The 20,383-nt window shown below is 71.0% G+C and carries 22 protein-coding genes and 3 pseudogenes; 5 read left to right on the top strand and 20 right to left on the bottom strand.

Going from position 1 to position 20,383, the window contains the following annotated elements; genetic code table 11:
- Positions 1-15: 15 nt before the first annotated feature.
- The 8 genes and pseudogenes from OG289_RS04530 to OG289_RS04495 form a co-directional block, all read right to left on the bottom strand.
- Positions 16-672, bottom strand: a complete 657-nt coding sequence (locus OG289_RS04530) for a potassium channel family protein (RefSeq protein WP_327312692.1) — start codon at positions 670-672, stop codon at positions 16-18.
- Positions 669-1,328 (bottom strand): potassium channel family protein, encoded by a 660-nt coding sequence (locus OG289_RS04525; RefSeq protein ID WP_327312691.1) that lies wholly within the window; start codon positions 1,326-1,328, stop codon positions 669-671. Before OG289_RS04525 ends, OG289_RS04530 begins: the two co-directional genes overlap by 4 nt.
- Positions 1,325-4,135, bottom strand: a complete 2,811-nt coding sequence (locus OG289_RS04520) for a cation-translocating P-type ATPase (protein WP_327312690.1) — start codon at positions 4,133-4,135, stop codon at positions 1,325-1,327. Before OG289_RS04520 ends, OG289_RS04525 begins: the two co-directional genes overlap by 4 nt.
- A 215-nt stretch (positions 4,136-4,350) precedes the next feature.
- Entirely contained in the window at positions 4,351-4,656 is a 306-nt protein-coding gene (locus tag OG289_RS04515) for a universal stress protein (protein ID WP_442818868.1), read from the bottom strand.
- A gap of 158 nt (positions 4,657-4,814) precedes the next feature.
- Entirely contained in the window at positions 4,815-5,495 is a 681-nt protein-coding gene (locus tag OG289_RS04510; RefSeq protein ID WP_327312689.1) for a CBS domain-containing protein, read from the bottom strand.
- A gap of 27 nt (positions 5,496-5,522) precedes the next feature.
- Entirely contained in the window at positions 5,523-5,978 is a 456-nt protein-coding gene (locus OG289_RS04505; RefSeq protein WP_327320586.1) for a cyclic nucleotide-binding domain-containing protein, read from the bottom strand.
- 259 nt (positions 5,979-6,237) lie between these two features.
- Positions 6,238-6,939: a CBS domain-containing protein gene (locus tag OG289_RS04500; RefSeq protein ID WP_327312688.1), complete on the bottom strand. Its 702-nt coding sequence runs from the start codon at positions 6,937-6,939 to the stop codon at positions 6,238-6,240.
- Between the two features lie 188 nt (positions 6,940-7,127).
- Positions 7,128-7,392, bottom strand: a pseudogene (locus OG289_RS04495) (SpoIIE family protein phosphatase); the annotation flags it as partial.
- 243 nt (positions 7,393-7,635) lie between these two features.
- On the opposite strand from OG289_RS04495, the gene sqr reads away from it, so the two are divergent.
- The 3 genes from sqr to OG289_RS04480 are packed head-to-tail and all read left to right on the top strand — an operon-like array spanning position 7,636 to position 9,705.
- Complete coding sequence (gene sqr / locus OG289_RS04490) at positions 7,636-8,877, top strand: type III sulfide quinone reductase, selenoprotein subtype (protein ID WP_327312687.1); 1,242 nt, start codon at positions 7,636-7,638, stop codon at positions 8,875-8,877.
- 17 nt (positions 8,878-8,894) lie between these two features.
- A complete protein-coding gene (locus OG289_RS04485; protein WP_327312686.1) occupies positions 8,895-9,212 on the top strand; it encodes a TusE/DsrC/DsvC family sulfur relay protein in 318 nt (105 codons plus the stop codon).
- A 19-nt stretch (positions 9,213-9,231) separates the two neighbouring features.
- The gene (locus OG289_RS04480; RefSeq protein ID WP_327312685.1) at positions 9,232-9,705 is read left to right on the top strand and encodes a DsrE/DsrF/DrsH-like family protein; all 474 of its coding nucleotides are present in this window, start codon (positions 9,232-9,234) and stop codon (positions 9,703-9,705) included.
- 692 nt (positions 9,706-10,397) lie between these two features.
- Here the strand turns inward: OG289_RS04480 and OG289_RS04475 are convergent.
- Positions 10,398-10,637: a hypothetical protein gene (locus OG289_RS04475; protein ID WP_327312684.1), complete on the bottom strand. Its 240-nt coding sequence runs from the start codon at positions 10,635-10,637 to the stop codon at positions 10,398-10,400.
- A gap of 162 nt (positions 10,638-10,799) precedes the next feature.
- On the opposite strand from OG289_RS04475, the gene OG289_RS04470 reads away from it, so the two are divergent.
- On the top strand, positions 10,800-11,153 hold the full coding sequence (locus OG289_RS04470; protein ID WP_327312683.1) for a redoxin domain-containing protein: 354 nt from the start codon (positions 10,800-10,802) through the stop codon (positions 11,151-11,153).
- On the opposite strand, the gene OG289_RS04465 is transcribed toward OG289_RS04470, so the two are convergent.
- The 8 genes and pseudogenes from OG289_RS04465 to OG289_RS04430 form a co-directional block, all read right to left on the bottom strand.
- A complete protein-coding gene (locus tag OG289_RS04465; protein ID WP_327312682.1) occupies positions 11,138-11,305 on the bottom strand; it encodes a hypothetical protein in 168 nt (55 codons plus the stop codon). The genes OG289_RS04470 and OG289_RS04465 overlap by 16 nt on opposite strands.
- Entirely contained in the window at positions 11,302-11,613 is a 312-nt protein-coding gene (locus tag OG289_RS04460; RefSeq protein WP_327312681.1) for a hypothetical protein, read from the bottom strand. The genes OG289_RS04465 and OG289_RS04460 overlap by 4 nt, the downstream gene beginning before the upstream one ends.
- Before the next feature lie 64 nt (positions 11,614-11,677).
- Entirely contained in the window at positions 11,678-12,724 is a 1,047-nt protein-coding gene (locus tag OG289_RS04455) for a sulfite exporter TauE/SafE family protein (protein WP_327312680.1), read from the bottom strand.
- Entirely contained in the window at positions 12,721-13,302 is a 582-nt protein-coding gene (locus tag OG289_RS04450; protein WP_327312679.1) for a rhodanese-like domain-containing protein, read from the bottom strand. Before OG289_RS04450 ends, OG289_RS04455 begins: the two co-directional genes overlap by 4 nt.
- An 87-nt stretch (positions 13,303-13,389) precedes the next feature.
- Positions 13,390-14,847 (bottom strand): MBL fold metallo-hydrolase, encoded by a 1,458-nt coding sequence (locus OG289_RS04445; RefSeq protein WP_327312678.1) that lies wholly within the window; start codon positions 14,845-14,847, stop codon positions 13,390-13,392.
- Between the two features lie 137 nt (positions 14,848-14,984).
- Positions 14,985-16,214, bottom strand: coding sequence for an NAD(P)/FAD-dependent oxidoreductase (locus tag OG289_RS04440; protein ID WP_327312677.1), 1,230 nt, complete (start codon positions 16,212-16,214; stop codon positions 14,985-14,987).
- A 48-nt stretch (positions 16,215-16,262) separates the two neighbouring features.
- Positions 16,263-16,589: a rhodanese-like domain-containing protein gene (locus tag OG289_RS04435; protein ID WP_327312676.1), complete on the bottom strand. Its 327-nt coding sequence runs from the start codon at positions 16,587-16,589 to the stop codon at positions 16,263-16,265.
- A 212-nt stretch (positions 16,590-16,801) separates the two neighbouring features.
- A pseudogene (locus tag OG289_RS04430) lies at positions 16,802-17,077 on the bottom strand (hypothetical protein); the annotation flags it as partial.
- On the opposite strand from OG289_RS04430, the gene OG289_RS04425 reads away from it, so the two are divergent.
- Positions 16,993-18,354, top strand: a complete 1,362-nt coding sequence (locus tag OG289_RS04425; RefSeq protein ID WP_327312675.1) for a hypothetical protein — start codon at positions 16,993-16,995, stop codon at positions 18,352-18,354. The pseudogene OG289_RS04430 and the gene OG289_RS04425 sit on opposite strands and share 85 nt — an antisense overlap.
- A gap of 359 nt (positions 18,355-18,713) precedes the next feature.
- Here OG289_RS04425 and OG289_RS04420 read toward each other — a convergent pair.
- From OG289_RS04420 to OG289_RS04410, 3 genes and pseudogenes are all read right to left on the bottom strand, one after another.
- A pseudogene (locus OG289_RS04420) lies at positions 18,714-19,177 on the bottom strand (sensor histidine kinase); the annotation flags it as partial.
- 71 nt (positions 19,178-19,248) lie between these two features.
- Complete coding sequence (locus tag OG289_RS04415) at positions 19,249-19,392, bottom strand: hypothetical protein (RefSeq protein WP_327312674.1); 144 nt, start codon at positions 19,390-19,392, stop codon at positions 19,249-19,251.
- 76 nt (positions 19,393-19,468) lie between these two features.
- Positions 19,469-20,365, bottom strand: coding sequence for an alpha/beta fold hydrolase (locus OG289_RS04410; RefSeq protein WP_327312673.1), 897 nt, complete (start codon positions 20,363-20,365; stop codon positions 19,469-19,471).
- Positions 20,366-20,383 lie beyond the last annotated feature (18 nt).

The following is a 20,383-nucleotide window of genomic DNA, read 5'->3' as shown; positions in this document are numbered from 1 at the left end:
TTCCGTGTCCGGCGGTCACTGGAAGGCCGCGTGGATCTCCTGCTCGGTCGCGTTGTGCGAGACGAGCAGGATCTCGTCCCCGGGTCGGAGCCGTACCGCCGGATCCGGCACGGTCGGTTGTCCATCGCGAACGATCGTGGCGACGACCGTCCCCTCGGGCAGTGCCACGTCGCCCAGGGCACGGCCGGCCGCCTTGGACTGCGGTGTGATGGCCGTTTCGATGACGTCGACGCCGGCTTTGCTGAGCCGTAGCAGGGCGACCGTGTCGGTGGCCCCGGTGGCCTCCTCGATGAGGGAGATCAGCGGGGTGGCGGCGGGAACGGCGACGTCGACGCCCCAGCGCCCGTCGAACAGCCAGGCGTTGTCGGCGTCGTTGAACCGGGCGGCCACGCGGGGCACCGAGAACTGCCGTTTGGCGAGCAGGCTGATGACGAGGTTGTCCTCGTCGTCCCCGGTGGTGGCGATGACGAGGTCGGCGGTGAGCGCGCCGGCGTGTTCCAGGAGAGTGGGTTCACAGGCGTCCCCGGCGACGAGCCGCACCGGTACGCGCCCCTCCAGTTCGGCGACGCGGTCGTCGTCGACGTCGATCAGCGTCACCTCGTTGTGGGCGGCGGCGAGCACCTGGGCGATCTGGGTGCCGAGCCGCCCCGCTCCGGCGATGATCACGTTCACGTGCCCAGCTCCTTGTCGAGAAAGCCGCGCAGCCTGCCGAGCGCGGTCGCGGCGACGGCGAAGGTGACCAGGTCGCCCGCTCGCGCGGGTGTGCTGTGCGCGGGAATCAGGGAGCGGCCGGCGCGGGTGACCTCGACGACGCGGATCTCGCCGTCGACCTCGAACTCGGCCAGTGGCCGCCCGGTCAGATAGGCCGGCAGTTCGGAGCGGTAGAGCAGGGTCTCGCCGTTGCCGAAGCTGATTTCGGGGGAGAGGTGGCGGTGCAGCAGCATCTGGTGGATCTGGTGGACCGTCCAGCGGACGCCGGCGATGGTGGGGATGCCGAGTTCGCGGTAGATGTCGGCGCGTCGGGGGTCGTGAATGCGGGCGAGGACGTTCGGCACCCGGTAGGTCTCCTTCGCCGTGCGCGCGCTGACGATGTTGCTGTTGTCCCCGGAGGTGACGGCGACGAGCGCGTCCGCGTGCTCGATGCCGGCGGCCTCCAGCACGGCGCGGCTGTAGCCGTTGCCCTCGTGGAAGTGGATGCGGGGGCTGTCGGGCAGCCGCCGGGCCGCCTTGGGACGCCGGTCGACGACCTGCACGTCGTGCCCTTCGGAGGCCAGCAGACCGGCGAGGGTGGCACCCACCCGTCCGCAGCCGACGACGATCACCTTCACTGTTGCGCTCCCTTCGGGCGGTCGGCGCGGCGGCGCAGCCACCACTTGCGGACCTCGTCCGCGATCAGCGGCAGGGTTCCGAGCCCGGCCAGTACCGCCCAGTCGGCGGCGTCGAGCGCTGCGGTGTTGAAGACGTCCTGCAGCAGCGGCACATAGCTGATCGCGGCCATCAGGGCGACGCCGAAGCCGCCGGCCGCCAGCAGGGCCGGATTGGACAGCAGCCCCACTTTCAGGATGCTCTGCCGGTCGGTGCGCACGGCGAGCGCGTTGAAGAACTGGCTGAGCACGATCCCGGCCTGGACCATGGTGATCGCCTCCCGGTAGACGGGCGTGTCCTTGGTGAAGTCGTCGAACGGGATGCCCGAGGACCCGACGTGCCAGAAGAAGACGGCGGTGACGCAGACCGCCTGGATGCCGCCCAGGAACAGGATCCGTCCCACCACGGCGGCCGAGAACAGCCGTTCCCGGCGGGAGCGCGGCGGGCGCTCCATCACGTCGGGCTCGGGCGGCTCTGCGCCCAGGGCCAGGGCGGGGAGTACGTCGGAGCCCAGGTCGATCGCCAGGATCTGCACCGCGCTGATGGGCACCAGCGGGAAGCCGGTGAAGGTCGCCGCCAGGATCGGGACCAGCTCTCCGATGTTGTGGCTGAAGAGGTAGACGAGGAACTTGCGGATATTCTGGTAGACGGCTCGGCCGAGCCGCACCGCCACGGCGATCGAGGCGAACGAGTCGTCCAGGAGCACCATCGAGGCCGCCTCCCGGGCCACGTCGGTGCCCGACGCTCCCATCGCCACGCCGATGTCGGCATGTTTGAGCGCGGGAGCGTCGTTCGCGCCGTCCCCGGTGACCGCCACCACCTCGCCCCGCCGCTGGAAGGCGGTGACCACGCGCATCTTGTGCTCCGGACTGACCCGGCACAGCAGCAGCTCGGACGGTTCGGCAAGCAGCGAGTCCAGCGCCTCCTCGTCCATCGCGTCGAGCCGGGCGCCCGTCACCACGACGGGATCCGGCCCCCGTACGATCCCCACCCGCCGCGCGACGGCCTCCCCTGTGAGCGGGTGGTCGCCGGTGACCATCACGATGCGGATTCCGGCCCTGCGGCAGGCGGCGACCGCGTCGGCGACCTCCGGACGCGGCGGGTCCAGCATGCCGACCAGCCCCAGGAACGTGAGTCCCGACTCGGCCTCGTCCTGCGCGGGGCGGGACCGGTCCAGCTCCCGCCGCGCGACAGCCAGCACCCGCAGCCCCTGCGACGCCAGCGCGTCACTCGCCGCGAGTGCCATCGCCCGTTCCTGCTCGGTCAGTGGCCCGCGGTGTTCCTCCCACTCCACGTCGACGCAGCGCGCCAGCAGCTCAGCCGGCGCTCCCTTGACGCACGCCTGGTAGCCCGCGCCGTTCTTGTGCACCGTGGTCATCAGCTTGCGGTCCGAGTCGAAAGGGAACTCGGTCACGCGCGGAGCCGCAGCCTCCTCCGCGCCCGGGTCGAGACCGGCCTTGGCCGCGACGACGAGCAGCGCACCCTCGGTGGTGTCGCCAAGCACCCGCCAGTGCTGCGCGTCCTGGGGCGGAACCAGCCGGGCGTTGCAGCACAGGCCCGCCACCCTGAGCAGTTCACGTACCGGCGCCGCATCGGCGACCTCCCCGCCCGGGGCGTACCCCACGCCGGTCACCGAGTGCACCGCACCCCCCGCCCATACCCGGGTGACGGTCATCTCGGCCTGCGTGAGCGTTCCGGTCTTGTCGGTGCACACCACCGTGGTCGACCCGAGCGCCTCCACCGCCAGCAGTTTCTTGATCAGAGCGCGGCGGCGCGCCATCCTCCGTACGCCGATCGCCAGGGACACCGAGAGGGTTGCGGGCAGTCCTTCCGGCACCATCGCCACCATCACCCCCAGCGCGAACACGAACGCGGGCACCATGGACTCCCCGGTGGGCAGCCTCACGGCGAACATCAGGGCACCGATCGCCAGGGCCGCCCCCGCCACCCGCCGTGCCATGGACGCCACCTGGTGCTGCAGCGGGGTCTTCTGCCGCGGAGCCGCCGCGGCCAGCCGGTAGATCCGCCCGAACTCGGTTGTCGCACCCGTGGCGTAGACCACGGCCCGTCCGGACCCGGCGACGACGTCAGTGCCCATGAACACACAGTTGCGGGCTTCCAGCGGCGGCCCGGCCGCCACCGGATCGGCCGTACGGCCCACGGCGTTGCTCTCCCCGGTCAACGGCGCGTTGTTCACCCTCAGCTCGTGCGCCTCGACCACCCGGCAGTCCGCCGGCACGGCGTCCCCGGCCTCCAGTACCACCACGTCCCCCGGCACCAGGTCCCGGGCGGGCACCTCCAGCCGCTCGCCGCCACGCAGCACCCGGCAGGCGTGGGGCACCATCGCCTCCAGCGCCTGAGCCGTCCGCTCGGCCGAGTACTCCTGCGCGAAGCCGATGGCGGCGTTCAGCACCACGACACCCAGGATCGCCACCGCGAGCTGCAGAGTGCCCACGTCACGGGGTTCCTGAAGCCTGTACGCCAGGAAGGTGATCCCCGACGCGACGATCAGCACGACCGCGAAGAGGTCCGTGAACTGCGCCCCCAGCTGCCGCCATACGGGGCGGCGCCTCGCACGTGGCATCTCGTTGGCGCCGTACCGCTCCAGACCCGCCCGTGCCCGATCCGCCGACAAGCCGCGCCGTGAGGTGTTCAGGGCGGTGAAGACATCACCGGCGGTGAGTTCCCGTACCGGAGGACGCGGACCGGAACCGGACGTGGCGTCGTCCGCCTCTCCGCCGGTCACCAGCGGGTTCGAACCGGTGCGCATCATCCGAACCCGTACGGCGCCGAGGGGCTCGTCTCCGGCCGGACCGGGCGGATCACGCGGGGGGCCTTGCGTGAGGCTTCCATCACGGACTCCAGTGAGTGCGGCGGCCGTCCCGCCGGTGTGCCGCCTCCGATCGGCGGAGCCCTCTCATCGTGGGACGGGCCGTCCGACGCGACCAGGGCCGTATGGGCCAGGGAACCGGGCCGATCGGCGTCTCACGCCGGCTCTCCTTCGGCCGGCACCGTGGACATCTCCACCGTCGGCTGTCGGGACTCGACGAAGGCGACCGCCTCCCTGAGCACTTCGGCGCCCGCTTCGTGCAGCGTCCGGTTCCACTCCTCCCAGGACGGCAGTACCTCGCCCGACCGGTACCCACCCGTCGGTACGCCCTGGGCGTGCACGAGCCGCACCGGCAGGCCACGGCGATCCGCCTCGTCGACGGCCCAGGCGAGCGCCAGCCGCTTCGAGGGATCGGGGTCGACGCCCACCACGATCGGCCCACGCCCGTCCGCACTGCTCATGGCACCTCCAGGAGATTCCCGTGCCGCCCGTCCGGTCGCCTTCCAGCGTGACCCCAGCCGTCCGGAGCCGCCACGTCATGGCTCCGCAGGGGCTTGATCCGGCTGGATCCGGCCCGCGCGGATCACCGGACGCCGCATCACGTCGGCGGAGTAGTGCGTCACGAACCGTTCGTGTCCGGACCGCCGGCATCGGCGGGCTCGCCGGTGAGCTGCGGCTCGACGTCCACGACGCCCTCCACGGCGCGCACGAGGCGCACGGCGACCGGGATGAGCGAGGTGTCGCGGATGTGTCCGCGGAGGGTGACGACTCCCTCGTGCGCGTTCACGTGGAGGGCGTGGCTGGAGGCCGGGAAGAGGTAGGCCGCCACGGTGCGGCGGACTTCCTCCTCGATGTCCTCGTCCGACCGCAGGAAGACCTTCAGCAGATCGGCTCGGCTGACGATGCCCTGCAGCATGCCGATGCCGTCGACCACGGGCAGCCGCTTGACCCGCCGGACGGCCATGATCCTGGCCGCCTGCGCCAGGGTGGCGTCGGCGTGGATCGTGATGGCGGGGGTGCTCATGAGTTCCCCCGCCGTCGTCGCCCCCGCCTTGGCGACGTCGGACAGCCGCTGCCGCTGCTCGTAGAGGCTCTGCTCGCCTTCGCGGAACTCCTCCTTGGGCAGCAGGTCGGCCTCGGAGACGACACCGATCACGCGTCCCTCGCCCTCCAGCACCGGCATGGCGCTGACCTTCCACTGCTCCATGGTCCGCACGATCTCCTTGAAAGGCGCGTCGCGCCCGACGGCCACCACCGTCTGGGTCATCACATCGCTCACGATGTGCGGAGTCTCAGACACTTCCGACCACCTCGTTGTCTTGTGTCGTCAGGGCACGTCGCCCGCGCCGTGGGGCGCGTACAGGTCGAGCAGCCGTACGCGGGCGGCCCTCAGCCTGCGCGCGAGCACACCGGTGACGTAGGTGCACAGCTCGTGGTCCAGCCGCGGATCCTCGGCGCACATCCCACGAACCGTCACCGCGTCGAACTCGTGGGCACGCACCGGGCTGGCGGCCTCGGCCCCCAGATGCCATTGGTGGGGAGGAACCAGCCAGGACCAGCCCAGCATCCGCCCCGCGCCGAGGGTCTCGATGACCGCCGGTCGTCCGCCGGGCACCTGAAGGTCGAGAGCGACCGTGCCCGTGTGGATGATCCAGAAACGGTCGGCGGATCCGCCCTCCTCGAAGATGCGCTCAGCCGTCTCGAACGACACCTCACGGGCGAGCGACATCAGCTGATCGCGATGTTCCTTCGTCATGGCGCCGAAGACGCCGGTCCTCGTCATCACGGTGGTCCTCCCTTCCACTACGGGTGCGGCCCTTCGCGGGCGCTCCGCATGGTCGTACACCTCCACGATCGTCGCTGATCGGCCTGCTGCAACTCTGGCGGCGAGCCCTCGTCGGGGAGCTGGTTCACGTGTCGCGAGGGACCTGCGACGGTGCGACGGTATTCAGTGGACCGGGCGGTGGACCGGGCGGTGGACGAGGCGGCGCGCCACGGGCTGCCGGGGCGGCCATGGCGGGCGGTCGACTCCCATCCCGCGCTCACGTCGCCAGTCCGGCGCGGCGCGAAGCGCCGGTCTCGGGCGCGGTGGAGGTGTCGTCGATCCGGTGGTGCAGTTCGGCGGTCACGTCGACCACGCCGTCCACGCCCTGGCACAGCCGTACGACGACCGGGACGAGGGACCTGCGCTCGACGGTGCCCTTCAGCGAGACCCGGCCGTCGACGACCCGCACGGTGACCGTGCCGGGCGTGGTCCCGAGGGTGCGCACGAGTACGTCCCCCGAGATCTCCTCCCGGATGGCACTGTCCCCGCGCAGGAAGACACGGAGCAGGTCGGCCCGGCTGATCAGGCCGACCAACCTGTCGGTCTCGTCGATCACCGGCAGCCGCTTGACGTGGTGGCGCTCCATGACCTGGGCGGCCTCCACGGCCGTCCACTGCGGCCTGGCGGTCACGGCCGGACTGTTCATCAGTCCCTCGGCGGTCGTGGCCTCCGCCTTCGCACGTGCGGCGGGCCTGGCGTGCAGGACCGGCAGCAGGCCGGCCGGGTCCAGCTGGGCGGCCTCCTTGCGCAGCAGGTCCGCTTCGGAGACGACACCCACGGGGTGCTCGTCGTCGTCCACGACCGGTACGGCGGTGATGCCGTACTCGGCGAGCAGTTTGGCGATCTCCTTGAAGCCGGTGTCCCGGCGTACCCGGACGACCGATGTGGTCATGAGGTCGCTCACCATCCGGTGCCACATGGCTTTCCACCTCCTGGTGTCGCGCGCGTTCCCCCTCCCACTCTCCGCCCGGCACGCGACCGCCGCATGTGCCGATCGGCCCCGACCACGGCCCGGCCGGAACGGGCCGGGTGTGAGAAGGATCCGAATGCGCGTCACCCACAGGGAAGTGGCTCGGCTCGCAGGTGTTGCCGCCGGGGTGCAGCGGGGGCCGGGGGAGGGTGGCCGGCGGAGCTGTGGGTGATGGTGGGGGTGTCCCAGTCGACGAAGGCCGTCACGACGGTGGTCGACTCGGCGCCGTCGACGGAGCGGATGTGCAGGCCGAGGTCATCCAGGGCCTGGGCGGGGTCGTCGGCAGGCCGCGCACGGCGCGCTGCGCAGCCGCGCCATGACGCAGGCGGCGGCGAGACCGTGGCCGACGACGTCGCCGACGGCGACCGCGAGGTTCCCGCCGGGCAGGTCGGCCAGGTCGTATCAGTGCCGGAAGGGGCACGGTTCGGCCCTGCTGCGGCTTCGCGCCGGAGCGCCCGGGCAACCGGCAAGCTGCCGCGTCGATATACCCTGCGGGGTATTTTGTCGGCGGGTTTGCGGCGGGTTTGCGGCGGACAAGTCGGCTGCGGCGAGCAAGGGGGCTGGGTGAAGGCATACCCCGGTGGGTACTCGGGTGGGGACCAGCGGCCCATGTCCCGCTCTCATCTGCCGCATGACAGTGGGGACATGGGCAAACACATCGTGATTCTCGGAAGCGGAACCGCCGGCACCATGACGGCCAACCGCCTGCAGCGCATGTACGACGAGCGGGATTTCCGGATCACGGTCGTCGACCAGGACGATGACCACGTCTACCAGCCCGGCCTGCTGTTCGTCCCCTTCGGGCTCGCCCAGCCGCACCACCTCGTCCGCTCCCGCCCGCGGCAGCTGCACGCCGCCGTCGACTACAAGCAGGCGCGGATCGAGCGGGTCGACCTGGATGCGCGGACGGTGCACCTCGCCGACGGCATCCGACTCTCCTACGACGTCCTGGTGGTCGCCACCGGAGCCCGGCTGCTGCCGGAGGAGACCGAAGGGCTGACCGGTCCCGGCTGGGGCGAGAACGTCTTCACCTTCTACGACCTGCCCGGCGCCGTCGGCCTGCACCATGCGCTGGAGCACTTCGACGGCGGCCGCGTCGTGATCGACGTCGCGGACCTGCCGCTCAAGTGCCCCGTAGCGCCAATGGAGTTCGCTTTCCTCGCTGACTGGTACTTCCAGCGGCGCGGCATCCGCGACAGGGTCCGGCTGACCTACGTCACCCCGTTGGACGCCGCTTTCACCAAGCCGGTCGCGGCGAAGGCGCTGGGCGGGCTGCTGGCGGAGAAGGGCGTCGAGCTGGTCACCGAGTTCACGCTCGGCGAGGTCGACGGCGAAGGTGGCCGACTGGTCTCGTACGACGAACGCGAGGTGCCGTTCGACCTCGCCGTCGTCGTGCCCCTGCACGGCGGCGCGGAGTACGTCGGACGCTCCGAGGGCCTGGGTGACGAGCTGGACTTCGTGCCCGTCGACCCGCACACCCTCCAACACCCCGACCATCCCGAGGTGTTCGCGATCGGCGACGCCGCGGGTCTGCCCGCCTCCAAGGCCGGGTCGGTGGCCCACTTCGAGGGCGAGACCCTGGTGCACAACATCGACCGCTTCCTCGCCGGACAGCCGCTGGACGCCTCCTTCGACGGGCACGCCAACTGCTTCGTCGAGACCGGCTTCCACAAGGCGCTGCTCATCGACTTCAACTACGACACCGAGCCGCTGCCCGGCCACTTCCCGGCCGCCGTCGGCCTGCCGCTGCTGAAGGAGTCCCACGCGGCCCACCTCGGCAAGCTCGCCTTCGAATGGCTGTACTGGCACAGCCTGCTGCCCGGCCGGGACCTGCCCGGCATCGGCTCGGCGATGCCCGAGCACGGCAAGCACCACATCCACGCCTGAACCGAAGGAGCACCACCATGCCCACCGCCACCTACGCCGACACCACCGTTCCCGTCGACGACGAGGGCTTCTTCACCGACCCCGACCGGTGGACCGAGCCCATGGCCGAACAGCTCGCCCACGAGCAGGGCATCGAGACGCTGACCGACCGGCACTGGACGGTCATCCGCTTCATGCGCGAGCAGTACGCCGCCAAGGGCACCGGACCCACCGTGCGGGTGCTCGGCAAGACCTCCGGCGTGAGCGTCAAGGAGCTCTACCAGCTCTTCCCGAAGGGCCCGGCCAAGACCGCCGCGAAGATCGCCGGGATTCCCAAGCCGCGCGGCTGCATCTGACCCGAAGGAGCGTTACGCCATGGCCGACACCGCCACGATCGAGAAGGTCTCGATCATCGTCTCCAAGGGATCCCTGGAGGGGATCTACCCGGCCCTGATCATGGCCAACGGCGCCCGCGCCGAGGGCATCGAGGCCGACCTGTTCTTCACCTTCTTCGGCCTGGACGCGATCACGAAGAAGCGCTGGGAGCACATCAAGCTGGCCACGGTCGGCAACCCCGGTCTGCACCTGCCGACCCTGCTGGGCGGCATGCCGGGGGTGCCGGACCTGGTCACCCGGTACATGGAACGCAAGATGGAGAAGCTCGACATCCCGCCGATCCCCGAGTTCATCGAGATGATCTCGGACACGGGTGCCGGGATCTACGCCTGCAAGGCGTCGGTCGACCTCTTCGAACTCGACAAGGACGACCTCGTCGAGCAGGTCCAGGGCATCATCACGGTCGGCGAGTTCTACGAACACGCGGCCGGCGGCCAGATCATCTACACCTGAGACGACCGGCACCGTACCCGGCCTGCCGGAAGGCGTGCGGCGGGTGCAGGCCGTGGTCGCCCGTCCCGACGACGAATTGTTCGGGCTGGGCGCTCCCTCCTGGCCCCGCGGTCCGGCGGCGGGGTGCCCGCGGCGGTGTTCTGCTTCACTCACGATGAGGCGTCCACGCTGCACTACGGGCCCGGTGACCCGCACACCGTGCGCGCGGACGAACTCGTCTGTGCCGCAAGGGAACTGGGTGTCGAGCGCGTGGAATTGGCCGGTCACCCGGACGGTGCTCTCGTCGACATCCCGTTGCTCCGGCTCGCCACGGAGGTGGCCCGCCCGGTCGGTGAGCAGCGCCCCAGTCACCTGCTCGTGTTCGACACGGGGAGGCGTCACCGGGCACCGGGACCATCAGCGGGCCACCGGCGCCGCGCTGTTCGCCGCCCGCCGGTCCGGTGTCGCCGTCCTGGGCCGGCCCGTGCCGCAACAGGTGGCGGACCGGCTGAACGCCGAGTTCGGCACGTCCTTCACCGGGCGGGATCCGGCCCGGTGCCGTGTCGTCGAACCGGTGGCGCGCGAGCGGCAATGCCGCGCCATCGCCTGTCATGCCGGCCCGTCGTCCGACGACCCCGGTGCTCTGGCGTCGTCCGGAATTCCTGGGCGACCGGGAATATCGGATCCTGCAGTGACTCGGACCGGTGTCGAAGTCAGAGGGAGGGAGAGCTCTTCCGTGACGGGTCGGCGGGCTCGGTACCGCGCTCGGTCAGGCCGGCGTGCAGGAGGAGCAGGCGGGCCAGGTCACGTGCCTCGCCGGGGGTGAGTGCCGCCCACACTCCCGGTTCGCCGCCCTGGTCCCGTCCCACGTCCAGGGCGACCCGGCTGATGGGCCGCTCCGCGGGTGCGAGCCGTAGGCGTCGCACGGCGATTCTGCGCCCGCAGCTGGTCACGAGAGAGCCGTCCTCGCTCGTAGGGAGTCGGTCAGGTCCTGTCGTCGCCATCGTTCTCACGCTCCTCCGCCGGGGCGGTGACGGTTCCCACCGGGTGTCTTCCGGGACTTCAATACCAGGCGGGGTACAGGTGGAAGCGTCGCGCAAGGCCGCATTGTTCCCGTGCTCGCGCGCGGCAGCTCTCCCACGATGCGGGACGCCGGCCGGTGGCTGGTGCTCTTCAGGCACCCGGCCGACTTCACGCCGGTGTGCACCACCGAGTTCGTCGCCTTCACCGAACTCGCCGACGAGTTCGCCGCCCGCCACACCGCCCTGCTCGGCAACTCCGTGGACTCCGTCCACAGCCACCTCGCCTGGACCCGTGCGATCGATGGAGAAGCCGGGCGTGCGCATCTCGTTCCCGATCATCACCGACCTGGACACGCGCGTCTCCTGCCGTCCACACCGGTTCGCTGCCCCGGTACCGCTCGTCCCAGCCTGCTGCGTCCATCGTGCGCACCTCATCCCTCCACGTGAGTGGAATCCTCGCCCGTACTGTTGCCCTCGTCCGGGTCCTCCGCGTCGTCCCCGGCGAGCAGATACGGGTAGGGGCAGCCGCTGGGGTCCGGGGCGATGCAGGCGTTGCAGGGCCGGGACCGGTCGAGAACGCACTTCGGGGTCGGCCTCATGTCTCGCCGCTCTTGTCGCCCCGGGTGTTGAAGCGGTCGGACAGATGCCGGGCGGCGTGTTTGAGGGCCAGAACGGGAACGTAGGGGCGCACGCGCGCGTCGGCGAAGAACGCGAACGCCTCTGCCGCCGCGCTCGCCGGCGCCGCGGACGGGACGTCCGGGACGTCCGGGAATCCCGATGAACCCGGCCTCGGCGAGTGGTGGCACGGCCCGCTCGTGGCGATGACCGCGGCCAGTTGTCCCTGGGCCCGGCGCAGCCGGTCGAGCACCTCGGCCCACGAGTCCGCTTCTGTGTTCACGACGTTCATGACTTCTGTGTCGTCCACCGGACACCCCCAGGGGGACCGGGTTCTTGGAGCTTCCGTTGCGTCGCTACGTGTCGTGCGGTGACACGGTGGCGCCATCGCTCCGCACGGTCTCAGCAGGGACGGGGCGCGAGACGGTCCGCCCGCTTGCGTCGTCCGACGGCGCCGAGGCGTCGCCTGCCCTCCCCCACGCTCGGCTTCTCCCCCACGCTCGGCTTCGCTCGAGCGGGAGGTGCCCCCACCGCGGCGGGACCCCCGTCGGCGTTCGCACGTCGGGCCCGCGCAGCATGTACCAGCTGAACACGACCCCCGCCGCCGCGGCCACCGAGGCCCACGTCCAAGGGCTCGTCAGCAGGGTGTGGCGCAGGTCGGAGCTGATCTGCTGGCTGAGGACGAAGACGCCCATGACGGCGACGAACCAGCCGAAGGACTTGCGCAGGGCGTCCTGCGGGATGCGTCCGGCGAGACGCCCGCCGAGCAGGCTGCCGACGACGGCGGTCGCCGTGACGAGGGCCGCGAACCCCCAGTCGATGTGCACGCTGGCGAGGTAACCGGCCAGGCCCGCGAAGGACTTCATGGAGATGACCAGCAGTGAGGTGCCGACGGCCACGGTCATGGGCAGTCCGCCCAGCAGCGCGAGGGCGGGGACGACCAGGAAGCCTCCGCCGGCTCCGACCAGTCCGGTGATCAGCCCCACCACGATGCCGTCCAGCAGGACGTGCAGGACGGGGAGTTCGTGGTGGACCTTCTTCGGCTGCCGCCTGCGGCCGCGGATCATGGCGACGGCGGTGGCGATCATCATGAGGGCGAACGCGAGCAGCAGGACGGTGCCGGGGACGAACTCGGCCAGCCGCCCGCCCGCGTAGGCGCCGGTCATGCCCGCCAGACCGAACAGCACCCCCGTGCGCCGGCGGACGCGTCCGGCGCGGGCGTGCGAGACGACTCCTGCGGCGCTGGTGACGCCGACGACGAACAGGGAGGTGGCGATGGCCTCCTTGGTCTCCATGCCGGCCAGGTAGATCAGGATGGGGACGGTCAGGATGGATCCGCCGCCGCCCAGGACGCCGAGGCTGACGCCGATGAGCAGGGACGCGGCGACGATGACGGCGATCACGACGAGCCCCGCAGGGCGGCGACGACGGTGTCGAGGTCGGTGCGGGGGCCGCGGTTGTAGGGCAGCTTGGACAGCAGCATGCCCATGGCGCAGGTGTTGGTCAGGGCCGCGACGGTCAGTCCGGCGCCGACGGCCGTGCCGATGAGGTGCAGTCCGGGCAGGAACAGGCCCACGACGCCGGTGACCAGCACGATGGATCCGGCGATCAGGCGCACCTGGCGTTCCAGGTCCCAGCGGTCGGGGCCGCGGGTGAGGGGGCCCCTGGCCGCCTCCCAGGCCATGACACCACCGTCGAGGACACGCAGGTTGGGCAGTCCGGCCTCGGCGAGGGCCTGTTCGGCCTGGGCGGCGCGGGCGCCGGAGCGGCAGATGAGGACGACGTCCTCGTCGAGGTGGCGCAGCAGCTCGGCGCGGTGCTCGCGCAGGGTGTCGAGGGGGACGTTGTAGGAGCCGGGGATGTGGGCGGTGCGGAACTCGCCGGGCGTGCGCACGTCCAGCAGACGCGGGCCCTCCCCGTCCCGGGCCAGGTCGCGTAGAGCGGCGGGGTCGAGTCGTGGTTTGTCGGCGTGGGTGGTCATCGGGGTTCCTTGCTGCCTCGGAAGCGTTCTCAAGACGGGGGCGGGCGGCGGCCGATGTCTCGGGGCCGCCGCCCGGTGGACGCTGGGTCAGACGTCGGCCGAGGCGGGTCCCCCCGCGGTGGGGGCACCTCCCGCTCGAGCGAAGCCGAGCGCGGGGGAGAAGCCGAGCGTGGGGGAGGACTGGGCGAGCCAGGCGCCGTATCCGCCGAGCAGGTCGGAGACGTCGGCGTGGCCGTTGTGCCGCAGCAGGCCGGCGGCGACGGAGGAACGGTGGCCGCCCGCGCAGTGGACGACCAGGGGCCGGTCGACCGGGATCTCGTCGGCGCGGCGGGCGAGTTCGGCAAGCGGGATGTGCAGCGAGCCCTCGATGAAGCCTTCTTCGCGCTCGGCGGTGTTGCGCACGTCCAGGACCAGCGGGGGTTCGTCGCCGTCGAGTGCCCGGCGCAGTTCGTCGGCGGTCAGGCGGCCGGCCTGTCGCATTTCGGCGGCCAGGACGACGAAGGCGCCCTCGGGCTCACGGAGATACCCGCCGACCTTGTCGAAGCCGATGCGGGCGAGCCGGGTGACGATCTCCTCCTCGCGGTCCTGGGGCGCGATGACGACGACGTCCTGGTCGGGGGCGACGACCATGCCGGCCTGTTCGGCGAAGCGGCCGTCGGCGGGCACGTTGATGGAGCCGCGCAGGTGCCCGGTGGCGAAGTCCTGCGGGGAGCGGGCGTCGACCACCACCGCCCCGGCTGTGCGTCGTTCCAGGAACTCCGCGGTGGACAGCGGACGGGGCGCGTCGGCCGCGTCGAACAGGCCGTGCTCCTTGCGGTTGAGGATGGCGTCGTAGACGAAGTAGGCGGGCGCGGACGGCTGGCCCGCGGTGACCAGCTCGACGAACTTCTCCTCGCTCATGGGCCGGCAGGCGTAGTTGGTCGTGCGCTGTTCGCCGATGGTGGACTGGCGCTGGGTGGAGAGGTTCTTGCCGCAGGCGGATCCGGCGCCGTGGGCGGGGAAGACACGGACGGCGTCGGGCAGCGCCATCAGCTTGTTCTGGACGGTGTCGTAGAGCATCCGGCCGAGTTCGTCGGCGGTCACGCCGATCGAGGCGAGCAGGTCGGGGCGGCCGACGTCGCCGATGAACAGGGCGTCGCCGGTGAGGATGCCGTAGGGGATGGTGTCGTCGGCGTGCTCGTGGACCAGGATGCTGATCGACTCCGGGGTGTGGCCGGGGGTTTCGAGGATCCGGAGCTGGACGTCGCCGAGGCTGATCCGCTCGCCGTCGGCCAGCTTGCGGATGGGGTACTCGGCCTCGGCGCGCTGACCGTAGCCGATCCAGGCGCCGGTGCGGTCGGCGAGCTCCAGGTGGCCGGCGAGGAAGTCGGCGTGGAAGTGGGTGTTGATGACGGCTTCGACGGTGAACCCGTGTTCGGCGGCGTCGGTGAGGTACTCGGACACGTCACGGCGGGGGTCGACGACGACGGCCTTGCCGGTGGTCTCGTCGGCGATCATGTAGGACGCCTGGGAGAGGCAGTCGAGGTAGTACTGGGCGAAGAACATGGTCGGGTGACCTCCATGTCGGAAGAGTGGAGTCTGTCCAATACCCAGGGGGGTATATGGGAGCGTCTGGTTCGCCCCGGTTCGGGGCGTGAGGGCCAGGTGGTCGGCCCGGGTCGGGGGATGGCCGGGCCGACCGGTCAGAGGCGGCCGGTGAGCATGCCGTGCCAGTACACCGGCGGCAGCCCGTACCGCTTGAACACCCACATGTCGCGCCGCTCCTTGAACGTGTCGATGAGCGGGAACGAGGGCGTCGGCCGCAGGTCGTAGTCGAACTCGGCCAGCAGCATCCGGTCCCGGGCGGTCACCAGCGGGCAGGACGTGTAGCCGTCGTACCGGTGCGAGGGCGCCTTGCCGTTCATGACGTCCAGCAGATTGGCGGCCACGACCGGTGCCTGCTTGCGCACGGCCGCGCCGGTCTTGGACGTGGGCAGGCTCGCCACGTCACCGAGGGCGAAGACATTCTCGTAGGAAGGGTGTTGGAGCGTGTGCTTGTCGGCGGCGACGAACCCCTGCGGGCTCGCCGGATCGGCAAGCGGGCCGGTCTTGATCCAGTCGGGCGCGCTCTGCGGCGGGACGACGTGCAGGAGGTCGTAGCCGATGGTCTCCCTCGTGCCGTCCGCATGGTCGGTGACGGTGACCTCGCGGCCGTCGCCGTCGACGCCGGTCATCTCGGAACGCAGCCGCACCTCGATGCCGTACCGGGCGGCCACCTTCTCCAGGACCTTTGACCAGGCGGGCACCTTGAACATCGCCGGGTCCGGGATCACCAGGATGACGCGGATGTCGTCCAGGACCTTCCGCCTGCGCCAGTGGTCGGCGGCAAGGTAGGCGATCTTCTGCGGGGCGCCGCCGCATTTCAGTGGGGTGGCCGGGTGGGTGAAGACCGCGGTGCCCGAGCGCATTCCCTTGATCAGCTCCCAGGTGCGCGGGGCGTACTCGGGCGCGTAGTTGCTGCTCACCTTGTCGTGCCCGACGGCCTCGGCGAGACCGGGCACGCCGTCCCAGTCGAGCTGGAGGCCGGGTGCCAGCACCAGGTACTCGTAGGCGAGCTCGGCGTCGCCGGAGAGTGCGACCTTGCGGGCGTCGGGGTCGACCGCCAGGGCGTGCCGCCGGATCCAGCGCACGCCGTCGGGTATGACCGATCCTTCGGGGCGGTGGCTGCTGCGCAGGGGTGCCTGGCCGCCGCCGACCAGGGTCCACAGCGGCTGGTACCAGTGGGTGTCGGACGGTTCGACGAGGGTGATGTCGCTGACGCCGGCCCGGCGCAGGCGCGCGGCGACGCTGATGCCGGCGCTGCCGCCGCCGATGACAGCGACGCGGTGGCGGCCGGAGAGCGGCGCGATGGGGGATGAGGGGGTGGCGGCCAAGGCGGAACTCCTTCTCTTCGAGACCGGGTGCGGGTGTTGGGTGCGGGGTCAGGCCGCGTGCTCGACGGGGCCGGCCGTGACCGGGCGTCCGCCGCGGGCCCATGCCGAGGTGCCGCCGGCCACGGAGTAGGCGTCGATACCGACGGAGTTCATCCAGTCGGCGGCGGTCCTGCTGCGGTTGCCGCTCGCGCAGATCACGTACACCGGCCGGTCGGCGGGCAGTTCACCGCATCGCGCGGGCACGGAACGCAGCGGCATGGGCCGGGCACCCGGGACATGCCCCGCGGCGTACTCGTCGGGCTCCCGTACGTCGACCGTGAGAGCGCCGTCGGCCCAGGCTGCGGCGAACGCCTCCAGCTCCACTTCACGAGCCATCTCGTTGCCTCCTCAAATACCCCCGGGGGTTTCCTTGACGGTGAGAGTACGGCGACCCGGAGGGGTGCGTCAAATACCCCAGGGGGTATTTGCCTGGCAGGTAATGTCCGGATCCGTGCGCCGTGCCCGCGCTGCTGCGAGGGCCGGGCGTCGGCCCTGGGGACACGGAGCGTCATCCAGGTCCCGCCGCCTGGTGCGGAGCCGGCGGTGACCGTGCCACCGTGGGCGGTGACCAGCTCTTTGACGCCGGCGAGGCCGATGCCGCTGCCGCAGTTCGCCGGTGCGCGGGTGCCGCCAGAGGCGGTCGCAGACGTACGGCAGCTCGTCGGCGGAGTGCCCGGACCTTTTCCGGACCAAGGATCGATGGAAAGCTGGCACGCATCGGCCTGACTAGGTTGAGCGCATGACAAGCCTCGATCACCCCCAGCTGTCCGGGCTGGGGCGGAACCCAACAGCCCCTCAGGACGTCCTGGTACGCCTGGCCACACACAAGGCCGGCCGACACGGGATATCGCTGCGTCGCGGGCGGCTGGAGGACGCTGTTGTCGAGGCTCTGCTGACGCACGGCGACGACAACACCGCGGTGGGCCTTCGGGGGGACCGGATTTCCCCGGAGATGCGCCGAAGGATCGCCGAGCATCCCGATCCGGCGATCCGTGATGCATACACAGACTTTGTCCGCGACATGGTGGATCGCAAGGTGCCGATCGGCATCGATGACCTGGAGGAAGCCTACGGCCAGCCTCGGACGGCACTCGTCAGCGCGCCGAGTCCGAGCCTGCGCGCCGCGGTCGCGCGAGCCTGGTACGACCGGCCTCTCGCCGTGCAAGTGGAACTACTCGCCGACCCGGATCCGCAGGTCCGTGCAGCCGCCACCGAGCACAGGCAACCGGGTGTCCCGCCTGAGTGGAGGGAGCGTTGCCTTGCCGACCCTGCCGTACGCGTCAACGTGGCGCGCTACGTCCCGCTCACGTCGGAGCAGTTTGCGCAGCTCATGCGGAGCGAGGAAGAGGAGGTCCATCAGGCTGTCGCCGGGAACCCTCACCTATCGGCAGAGATGGTTGCCCGGCTACTGGACATCGACGACCCGCTCGTGCGGGTCGCGGCGGCGCAGAGTCGCCATGTGGACGCCGAAATCCGGGACCGACTGTATGCGCTCGTAGAAGCCGAACGCGCGGACGGAAGCATCGAGGCCGAGGTGGCTCTGAACTGGAACTTCGCCGAACCGGACTGGCTGCGCGAAGCGCCCCTCAATGAGCGGATGACCTACCTGGACTGCCAGTACACAACATTCCGGCGCGTACTGGCCTCCTGTCACGACCTACCTGAAGAGGCATGGCGTCGGCTGGACAACGACCCGGAACTCCTGGTCCGTCGTGCTGCCGCCCGTCGGCCAGACACACCACCGGAGATCCTGGAAGGGCTGGTACGCGCACACGGCGACGTATTCCACATCCGACCGCTACTCGTCGACCACCCCAACTTCCCCCGCCACATGCTGCGCACGTTCGTTGACGAACCAAGCCCGAACGTGCGCTACCTCGCCCTGCAAGACCCAGAACTACCCGTGCCAGACCTTCAGCAACTCGCTGCCGCTGCCGAGTCCTTCCTGCGCCGCGGGGTCGCCCGTCACCCCAACATCACGGACGCGTTGCTGGAGCATCTGCTCTCTGACCCAGACCCCCAAGTGGCCGACGATGCCGCTGCCAACTCCGCGCTGCGACCGACCCAGATGCTTCGAATCCTCACCGCTGCTGGCTTGTGACTCCACGAGAGGGGCCTGCGCGTCCTCGGGGCGGCCACCGCCGCCACCGACCGGCCGCACCCGCGAGAGGTGACGGGGCTGACCCTCACCGCGATCGCCGGGATCGCCGACCTGGCGCGCCGGGCGCGCACGGCTGGGCCACGGGGCCGGGATGAGCCACAGGGACAGCTGAGGCGCGTACGTGGAGAGTCCGCGGTCCGCGCCGCGGCAGGTGTCCCGGCGGATCGACGAGGAGACGGTCAGGGCCGTCTTCGAGATCTCGGGCCTCTCCGTGGGCGACGGCCGGCCCTGACGATCAGCTCCTGAGGTGAGCGGATCAGGCGGCGGCCCGCTCGCCCGACGACCGCATTCGTTGCTCGCTACCTCGAAACAGTGGCCGACAGATCGGGGCCTGCGGTCGGCAGGCCGGGGGCCGCCTTCAGGGTGAGCACCATGGTGAGGCCGCCGCCGGGGGTGTCCTCGGCGTTGAGGGCGCCTCCCATGGCTTCGGCGAAGCCGCGCGCGACCGCGAGGCCGAGGCCCACCCCCGCGCCGCGCGGGCGTCGCCGAAGCGCTGGAAGGGGGCGAGGATGCGGTCCTTGGCCTCGTAGGGGACATCTGGGCCGCGGTCGACCACGCGGACCTCCACCCGGTCGGCGATGGCGCTGGCCGACACCAGCACGGGCTGGCCGGCGGGACTGTACTTGACCGCGTTCTCCACGACGTTGGCGACCGATCGCTCCAGCAGACCCGGGTCGGCGGCGACCATCGGCAGGGTCTCGGGGATGTCCAGCTCGACGCTCTCCTCGGGGTCCGGTATGCCGCCCAGGGCCAGGGCGAAGACGAGATAGCCCAGCAGGGCGACGGCCACGACCAGTCCGACGCCCATCTCAAAATGTGAAACAGCCTCGGCGGTCACAGCTTCGCCACCCCCTTGGCGACGAAGGGCACCAGCGCGAATACCGCGATCGTGGTGATGACGAAGGCCACGTCGGCCATCGCAGGCTCCTGAACGAGGTTCGGGTGAGAACGGACCTCTTGAGGGAACCCCCTGCTCAAGGTGGAGGCGAGGGTCGTTGACGCTCCTCATACGGCCGTGGGCTCGGCCTTGACGGCTCTCTGACGCGGAGCAGCGTCAAGGCTGAAGGAAGTCGCGGATGCGCGCGGCGATGGCGGGCCAGTCGTCGCCGAACCAGATGAAGTGACTGTCCGCGAGACTCTCCAGCAGCTCCGCTCTCCGCAGAGCAGCGGCCAGGGCCTGGGCATGGGCGAACGGCACGGCGCCGTCGTGACGGCTGGCGATCACCAGGCCGGGCTGGTCGACTTCGGCCGACAGACGCCTGAGGTCGGGGCCGGCCTTGAGGTCGTGGAGGTCGTTCAGGAACCCGTGCCTGGAGCGCATCCGTGTGAACAGGGCGATCGCCGTCTCCCGGTGCTCGGGCCGCAGGCCCGCCACGACCCTCCGGGCCGGAAGGACCGTGAGGTCGCGCAACAGCATCCGAAGCGCCGCATCGGGTGCGTGTCGTACGAGCGCGTGCACCAGTGCCCACGTCGCCGGTTCCGTGCGGGGCGTGAAGACGACATGAGCGCCGAGGTACGTACGGCGGTCGGGCCAGGGCACCGGTCCCACCGCGCTCTGCAGGATCAGCCGCTCCACCAGAGCAGGGTGTCGTGCGGCCATCGCGACGGCCGTGGGACCCCCGCCCGAGACGCCGACCACCGCCGTGACCCGGGTGACGCCGAGATGTGCGCAGAGCGCGGCGGTGGCGTCGGCGAAGCCTTCCGCCGATCCGCCGGTCGTGACAGGGGTACGGCCGTATCCGGGCCGCGACGGCACGAGCAGGGAGCAGCCCGCCTGCGTGAACGGCTCTTCGCCGAGGGCCAGTCCGGCTCGCATGTGCCCGCCATGGAAGATCACGACGGTGTCCGACCCGCGACGGTCCAGGCGGAATTCCAGCGGCCCGTGGCCCGTCTCGACCATCTTCGTGGGGAGCTCGCTCTCAGCGGCTCCGCGAGCTGGAGGGAGCCTCACGGCAACTCCCCGGTGCGG

This window comes from Streptomyces sp. NBC_01235 (genome assembly GCF_035989285.1).
Lineage (GTDB): Bacteria > Actinomycetota > Actinomycetes > Streptomycetales > Streptomycetaceae > Streptomyces.
The sequence above is the reverse complement of the archived record's forward strand: the minus strand, read 5'-3'. Positions and strand labels throughout refer to the sequence as shown.

Bases quoted from the DNA above. Each gene is read 5' to 3' on its own strand.
- OG289_RS04520 (WP_327312690.1), bottom strand. From the start codon at position 4,135: ATGCGCACCGGTTCGAACCCGCTGGTGACCGGCGGAGAGGCGGACGAC.
- OG289_RS04515 (WP_442818868.1), bottom strand. From the start codon at position 4,656: ATGAGCAGTGCGGACGGGCGTGGGCCGATCGTGGTGGGCGTCGACCCC.
- OG289_RS04505 (WP_327320586.1), bottom strand. From the start codon at position 5,978: ATGACGAGGACCGGCGTCTTCGGCGCCATGACGAAGGAACATCGCGAT.
- OG289_RS04500 (WP_327312688.1), bottom strand. From the start codon at position 6,939: ATGTGGCACCGGATGGTGAGCGACCTCATGACCACATCGGTCGTCCGG.
- sqr (WP_327312687.1), top strand. From the start codon at position 7,636: ATGGGCAAACACATCGTGATTCTCGGAAGCGGAACCGCCGGCACCATG.
- OG289_RS04485 (WP_327312686.1), top strand. From the start codon at position 8,895: ATGCCCACCGCCACCTACGCCGACACCACCGTTCCCGTCGACGACGAG.
- OG289_RS04480 (WP_327312685.1), top strand. From the start codon at position 9,232: ATGGCCGACACCGCCACGATCGAGAAGGTCTCGATCATCGTCTCCAAG.
- OG289_RS04465 (WP_327312682.1), bottom strand. From the start codon at position 11,305: ATGAGGCCGACCCCGAAGTGCGTTCTCGACCGGTCCCGGCCCTGCAAC.
- OG289_RS04460 (WP_327312681.1), bottom strand. From the start codon at position 11,613: ATGAACGTCGTGAACACAGAAGCGGACTCGTGGGCCGAGGTGCTCGAC.
- OG289_RS04450 (WP_327312679.1), bottom strand. From the start codon at position 13,302: ATGACCACCCACGCCGACAAACCACGACTCGACCCCGCCGCTCTACGC.
- OG289_RS04445 (WP_327312678.1), bottom strand. From the start codon at position 14,847: ATGTTCTTCGCCCAGTACTACCTCGACTGCCTCTCCCAGGCGTCCTAC.
- OG289_RS04435 (WP_327312676.1), bottom strand. From the start codon at position 16,589: ATGGCTCGTGAAGTGGAGCTGGAGGCGTTCGCCGCAGCCTGGGCCGAC.
- OG289_RS04425 (WP_327312675.1), top strand. From the start codon at position 16,993: ATGACAAGCCTCGATCACCCCCAGCTGTCCGGGCTGGGGCGGAACCCA.